Origin of the sequence: Conexibacter stalactiti, assembly GCF_033542075.1 — a bacterium.
GTDB lineage: Bacteria > Actinomycetota > Thermoleophilia > Solirubrobacterales > Solirubrobacteraceae > Conexibacter > Conexibacter stalactiti.
The window spans coordinates 45853-51924 of sequence record NZ_JAWSTH010000039.1; the positions used below are offsets into that span (position 1 = coordinate 45853).

Annotated in this window: 7 protein-coding genes; all 7 read right to left on the reverse strand. The window is 71.6% G+C overall.

The window, feature by feature from the left end; genetic code table 11:
* Window positions 1-16 precede the first annotated feature (16 nt).
* Window positions 17-757, reverse strand: a complete 741-nt coding sequence (locus tag R7226_RS15540; protein WP_318598098.1) for a GntR family transcriptional regulator — start codon at window positions 755-757, stop codon at window positions 17-19.
* Window positions 758-839: 82 nt separating this feature from the next.
* Complete coding sequence (locus R7226_RS15545; protein WP_318598099.1) at window positions 840-1829, reverse strand: ABC transporter substrate-binding protein; 990 nt, start codon at window positions 1827-1829, stop codon at window positions 840-842.
* 69 nt (window positions 1830-1898) lie between these two features.
* Entirely contained in the window at window positions 1899-2939 is a 1041-nt protein-coding gene (locus tag R7226_RS15550) for an ABC transporter permease (protein WP_318598100.1), read from the reverse strand.
* Complete coding sequence (locus R7226_RS15555) at window positions 2936-3718, reverse strand: ATP-binding cassette domain-containing protein (RefSeq protein WP_318598101.1); 783 nt, start codon at window positions 3716-3718, stop codon at window positions 2936-2938. Before R7226_RS15555 ends, R7226_RS15550 begins: the two co-directional genes overlap by 4 nt.
* Entirely contained in the window at window positions 3715-4146 is a 432-nt protein-coding gene (locus R7226_RS15560; RefSeq protein ID WP_318598102.1) for a secondary thiamine-phosphate synthase enzyme YjbQ, read from the reverse strand. The genes R7226_RS15555 and R7226_RS15560 overlap by 4 nt, the downstream gene beginning before the upstream one ends.
* Window positions 4143-4997: an amidohydrolase family protein gene (locus tag R7226_RS15565; protein ID WP_318598103.1), complete on the reverse strand. Its 855-nt coding sequence runs from the start codon at window positions 4995-4997 to the stop codon at window positions 4143-4145. Before R7226_RS15565 ends, R7226_RS15560 begins: the two co-directional genes overlap by 4 nt.
* On the reverse strand, window positions 4994-5998 hold the full coding sequence (locus R7226_RS15570) for a carbohydrate kinase family protein (RefSeq protein WP_318598104.1): 1005 nt from the start codon (window positions 5996-5998) through the stop codon (window positions 4994-4996). Before R7226_RS15570 ends, R7226_RS15565 begins: the two co-directional genes overlap by 4 nt.
* Between the last annotated feature and the right edge of the window lie 74 nt (window positions 5999-6072).

Below are 6072 nucleotides of genomic sequence, written 5' to 3' on the forward strand. Positions count from 1 at the left end.
CCCGCCGCGCCGGCGCTCAGTCCGCGCGGCGGCGGACGACGTGGAAGCTGAAGACGTCGCCGCGGTGGTAGTCACGGGAGAACAGCACCACGTTGCCGCTCGCGTCGAAGCAGCGCTCGGAGGTCAGCAGCCAGGCGCCGGAGGCGGCCGGCTCGCCGACGACCTCGGCGTAGTCGCCGGGCAGCGGCACGGCCTGAAATCTCGCCGCCGAGGAGATCGGCTCGGCGCCGCGCGCGCTCAGCCAGACGTGCAGCGAGCCGGAGAAGTCCTGCTGGGCGACGGTCTCCTCGCCCAGCAGCTCAGCGCGAAAGGCGTTGATCGACAGCACCAGCGGCTGCCGCTTGTTCGTGCGCAGGCGCGCCAGCCGCACGACCTCGTCGCCCGGCGCGATCCCGAGCGCCGCCGCCTCGTCCTCGTCGGCGCCGACCCGCTCGGCCAACAGCAACCTCGTTCTCGGCGCGAAGCCGAGCGCCTTCAGCATCTCGGTGACGCCTTCGAAGTTCGTGATCGGGCGGTTGACGCCGAGGTCGGCGACGGCCGAGACGAAACGGCCGCGCCCGTGCTGCACGTCGACGAGACCGTCCTGCTCGATCAGCTTCAGCGATTCGCGGATCGTCCCGCGCGCGACGCCGAAGCGCGCGACCAGCTCGTTCTCCGACGGCAGCCGCTCGCCCGGCTCCATCGATTCGATCAGCTCGCGCAACGCGTCGCGCAGCTGAACGACGACCGAGCGGCGGTCACGCGTCTCGATGCTCATGCCGGACATCTTATGTCAGGGGTTTGGCGCGAACGCAGGCTGTCGCGCCAGCGAGCGCTCATGCTCGCTGGCGCGACGGCGCTCAGCACGTCCGCTTGTCCATCGCCGCTCTGCTCTCCGGCGAATCGATGTTCTCCTGCGTGATCGTCGTCGAGCCGGTGCCGATTCTCTCCTGCACCGTTCTGCCGTCGAGCGCGGCGACCGCCTGTTGCACGCCGAGCCGGCCGATCTCGGCCGACTGCTGCGCGATCAGCGCCTGCACGAGCCCCTGCTCGAGCTGCTCGACCTGGATCGGGCCGGCATCGAAGCCGACGATCTTGACCTTGTCCTGCGCGTCGGCCTCGCGCAGGCCGGTCGCCGCGCCCTCGGAGGCGAACGAGTTCGTCGCGAAGACGCCCTTCAGCTCGGGGTCGCGCGCCAGCGCCGCCTTCACGATCGAGGCCGCCTTCTCCGGCTTGTTGTCGCTGTACTCGGTGCCGACCAGCTCCAGGCCCAGCTCCTCGGCGCCGTCTCTGAAGCCTCTGCTGCGCAGGTCGTCGGTCGAGACGCCCGCTCTGAAACCGAGCAGCAGCACCTTGCCGCTGCCGCCGATCAGGTCGGCGAGCGCTCTCGCCGCCGCCTTGCCGCCCTCGTAGTTGTCGGTCGCGATCTGCGAGACGGCGACGTCGGCGTTCTCCAGCGTCGTGTCGACGAGCACGACCTTCGTGCCGGCGTCGGCGATCTGCTTGATCGGCGCGTAGAGCGCGGCCTGGTCGGTCGGCGCGATCAGCAGCGCGTCGGGCTTGGAGGCGGCGACCGCGTTGACGATCGGCGTCTGCTTGGAGGGGTCGAACTCGTCCGGCGACTGGACGTCGAGCTGGACGCCGAGTCTGTCGGCCTCGCTCTGCGCCCCGCACGCCATCGTGATGTAGAACTCGTCGCCCTTGACGCCCGTCACGAGCGTCACCTTGCGCTCGCCTGCGCCGCCGCCCGCGCTCGCGGTCGTGCTGCCGGTGTCGTCGTCGCTGCTGCCGCAGGCGGCCAGCGCCAGCGTCGCCGCGGTCGCCAGCAACGCGACCGATGCGCGGCCCACCAGGTGCCGCCGGGTACGTGACAGATGCACTCTCTCTCCGATCCTTCTGGGTTGGTCGACGAGCAGGACTCAGCGGTTGCGGCTGCGCCGCAGCTGGTCGAGGTAGACGGCGGCGATCAGCACCGCGCCGACGGCGATCTGCTGCCAGAACGGCTGCACGCCGGTGATCACGAAGCCGTTCTGGAGCACCGCCGGGATGAAGACGCCGAAGACGGTCCCGAGGATGCTGCCGATGCCGCCGAAGAGGCTCGTGCCGCCGATCACGACGGCCGTGATCGACTGCAGGTTGTCGGTCGCGTGGCCGCCGATCGTCGTCGTGCCGAAGCGCGCGAGCGAGAGGAAGCCGGCGAGGCCGGCGAGCGTGCCGCCGAGCGTGTAGACCTTCATCAGGTGGCGGTCGACGTTGATGCCGGCCCGCCGCGCCGCCTCCTTGTTGGAGCCGACCGCGAGCGTGAAGCGGCCGAAGCGCGTCTTCGCCAGCAGCACGCCGAAGACGGCGGCGACGGCGAGCGCGATCACGACCAGCCACGGGATCTCGCCGAACAGGCGGCCGGTGCCGACCGAGTCGATCAGGTCATAGGGCACGTCGCGCTCGTCGATCCCGCCGGTGATCACGAGCGCGGCGCCGAGCGCCATCCCGAAGGTGCCGAGCGTGACGATCAGCGGCGTGATGTTGGCCTTCGCGACGAGGAAGCCGTTCAGCAGCCCCCACGCCCCGCCGGCGACCAGCGCGCCGATCAGGCCCGCGACGATCGTGCCGGTGCCCTCGCCGCCGACGGCGTCCATCACCTTCGCGGAGATGACGCCGGCGAAGACGAGGATCGAGCCGACCGACAAGTCGATGCCGGCGGTGATGATGATGAAGGTCTGCCCGACCGCGAGCACGAGCAGGATCGCGGCGTCCGTGGAGATGTTGCGGGCGTTGGCGACGGAGACGAAGGTGCTCGGCTCGACGATCGCGAAGGCCGCGATCAGCCCGACGAGGATCATCCCGATCCAGATGCTGGAGCCGCCCACCAGGCGCGCCCACCAGGGAGCGGGCGGGGCGGCGTCGAGGTCGTCCTCGAGCGCGATCGCCTCGGCCGGCTCGGTCTTGGCCGCGTCGGTCATGCGTCCTTCTCCTTCTCGTGCTCGATCGCACCGGTCATCGCGCCGACGATCTCCTCCATCGTCACGTTGCCGCGCTCGAAGCGCGCGACGCGCCGGCCGAGGCGCAGCACCTCGACGCGGTCGGCGACCTCGAGCACCTCTGGCATGTTGTGGCTGATCAGGACGACCGCGATCCCGCGCTCGCGCACGCGCTTGATCAGATCGAGGACGTTGCGCGTCTGCACGACGCCGAGCGCCGCCGTCGGCTCGTCCATAAAGACGACGCGGTTGGCCCACATCACCGCGCGCGCGACCGCGACGCCCTGGCGCTGCCCGCCGGACATCGCCGCGACCGACGCGTTCGTGTCCTGGATGCGGACGCCGAGGTCGTGGAATGCGCCGTCGCCGCGCTTCTTCATCTCGCGGTCGTCGAGGAAGCCGAGCTTGCCGAGCAGCCCTCTGCGCATGATCTCGCGACCGAGGTAGAGGTTGGCCGCCGGCTGCAGCTCGGCCGCCAGCGCGAGGTCCTGGTAGACGACCTCGATGCCGTGCTCGCGCGCGTCGACCGGCGAGTGGAAGGCGACCGCTCTGCCGTCGACGAGCAACTGGCCGTCGTCGGGGTGGTGGACGCCGGCCAGCGTCTTGACGAGCGTCGACTTGCCGGCGCCGTTGTCGCCGACCAGCGCGACCACCTCGCCGGCGTGGACGGCGAAGTTCGCGCCGCGCAGCGCGCGCACGCGGCCGAAGCTCTTGACGACGCCGCGCGCCTCCAGCAGGGGTGTGCGCTCGCCCGCGGTCACGTGGCCATCACCTGCACGAGCGCCTCGCGGTAGAGCGGACCGTCCAGCTCGACGAAGTAGATCGTCTGACGGCCGCCCATCACCAGCTCGCCGTCCTCGATCGGGAAGGCGCACTGGAAGCCGAGCAGCGCGCCGCGCAGGTGCGAGGGCGCGTTGACGGCCATCTGCCCGTCGGAGTGCAGGAAGCGGGCGTGACGGTAGTTCCTGTCCGCCGGCGCCAGCTCCTGGAGCATCTCGACGATGTCGTCCTCGAGGTCCGGAAGGCCCTCGTTGACGGTGATCGCCGTCGTCGTGTGGAGCGTCATCACGAGCGCCTGGCCGTTCTGCGCGCCGGAGTCGCGGACCATCTGGCGGACCCGCTCGGTGATGTCGATCATCTTCGTGTCGCCGGTCGTCTGGATGCCGAAGCGGATGATCTGGGATCTCATGCCGCGGTCCCCTCCAGTCTCAGCAGGCGCACTGCGTTGTCGTTGAAGACCTTGCGCTCCAGCGCCGGCCGCAGGCCCAGCCCGCGGACGCCGTCGGCGACCCGCTTGGGGTCGACGCGCGGGTAGTCCGAGCCGAAGACGACCTGCGCGTGGAGGCTGCGGTCGAGCAGGTCGATGCCGATGCGGTCGAGCGCGAGGCGCAGCGACTCCGGCGGCGTGCCGCTGTTGAGGATCGACGTCTCGAGGTGGACGTTGCGGTGCTTGAGCGCCAGCGCGACCGCCTCGTCGACCCACGGCCAGGCGAAGTGCGAGATCACGATCTGCAGCTCGGGGAAGGCGTGGATCGCCGGCTCCAGCGCGAGCGGCCGCGCCAGCTCGGCGCGCCCCTTCGGCGCCCAGCTGAGGCCGCAGTCGATCAGCAGCGGGATGCCCAGCTCGGCCGCCGCCTGGTAGACGGGGAAGGCCCTGTCGGCGTCGGCGACGTCGAACTGCTGCAGCGCCGGGTCGAGCTTGAGGCCGCGCAGGCCGTACTCCCGCACGTCGCGCTTGAGCGTGTCGGCCGCGCCCTCCTGGCCGGGGTCGACCGAGGCGAAGCCGATCACGCGGTCGGTCAACTCCATCAGCCGCGCGATCTGCGCGTTGGAGACGACCGTCATGCCGTGCGCGGTGGTGCAGTCGAGCGGAACCGCGACCGCCTTGTCGGCGCCGGCCTCCTCGATGTGCAGCTCGTAGGTGCGCAACGGTTGCGGCGACATCCAGAGGCCGAAGACGTCCTGGACGGCGCGCGTCAGCGTCGGGTCGTCGTCGAACAGATCGGCGACCTGGACGGGATGGGTGTGGAAGTCGATCACGAGCGGGGCCCGCCTCCGCGGGCTGCGAGTTGAGGGGGCAGCGGCGGCAGCGCGACGCCGAGCGGCGCGGCGGCGGCAACCGCCTCCGGCAGCGAGGCGTGGCGGTCGCCGGCGCGCGAGACGTGGATGCCGGCGGCGGCGCTGGAGAGCGCCAGCGCCGGTCGCAGCTCCCACCCGGAGAGGTGGGCGAAGAGGAAGGCGGCGTCGAAGGCGTCGCCGGCGCCGACCGCGTCGACGACCTCGACGCTCGTCGCGCTGATCGTCGCGGCCTGCTCGCCGTCGACGGCGACGCTGCCGTCGGCGCCGCACTTGACGACGACGACCCGCGGGCCGTCGGCCTGCAGCGCGCGGGCGGCGGCGAGCGGGTCGCGCTCGCCGGTCAGCGCGGTCGCCTCGTCGAGGTTGGGCAGGAAGATCTCGACGTGGCGCAGCGCGGTGCGCACGCCGGCGACCGTCTGCGCTCTGAAGCCGTCGGGGTCCCAGCCGGTGTCGAGCACCGTGCGGCGGCCCTCCGAGCGGGCCCGCGCGAAGATCCGCGCCGCCGCGCCGGGGTCGAGCCCGGGGACGGAGAAGAGGCCGACGAGGCAGACGACCGGTGCCTCCCTCGCCGTCGCCCACTGGCGCTCGACGAGCGCCGCGTCGAAGTCGGCGAGGCTGGCGAAGTGGGAGACGAAGGCGCGTTCGCCGTCGGGCCGCACGATCCCGACCGTGATGCCGGTGACGGTGCCGGGCGCGACCTCGACACCGGCCGTGCCGATGCCGGCTCCTTCGAGGTCGGCGAGGATGCCGCGGCCCTCCGCGTCGTCGCCGACGTTGGCGATCACGTCGACCGGCACGCCGAGCTTCGCAAGCCCCAGGCCGACGTAGCCGGCCTGGCCGGAGGTGACGGTCGTGTGGCCCGTGCCGGCGATCTCATGACCCCAGCTCGGCAGCTCCCTCACCCCGCGGATGATCAGGTCGAGGTTGAGGTTGCCGATCAGGCAGATGGCGGGTGGATTCACTTCCCGCTCGCTCAGTAGTCGATGCGGCGGTAGTAGCGGCGGGTCGTGAGCGGGTGGTCGCGGAGGACTTCGAG

Coding starts and splice junctions, on each gene's coding strand:
- R7226_RS15560 (WP_318598102.1), bottom strand. CDS start 4,146: ATGAGATCCCAGATCATCCGCTTCGGCATCCAGACGACCGGCGACACG.
- R7226_RS15550 (WP_318598100.1), bottom strand. CDS start 2,939: ATGACCGACGCGGCCAAGACCGAGCCGGCCGAGGCGATCGCGCTCGAG.
- R7226_RS15540 (WP_318598098.1), bottom strand. CDS start 757: ATGAGCATCGAGACGCGTGACCGCCGCTCGGTCGTCGTTCAGCTGCGC.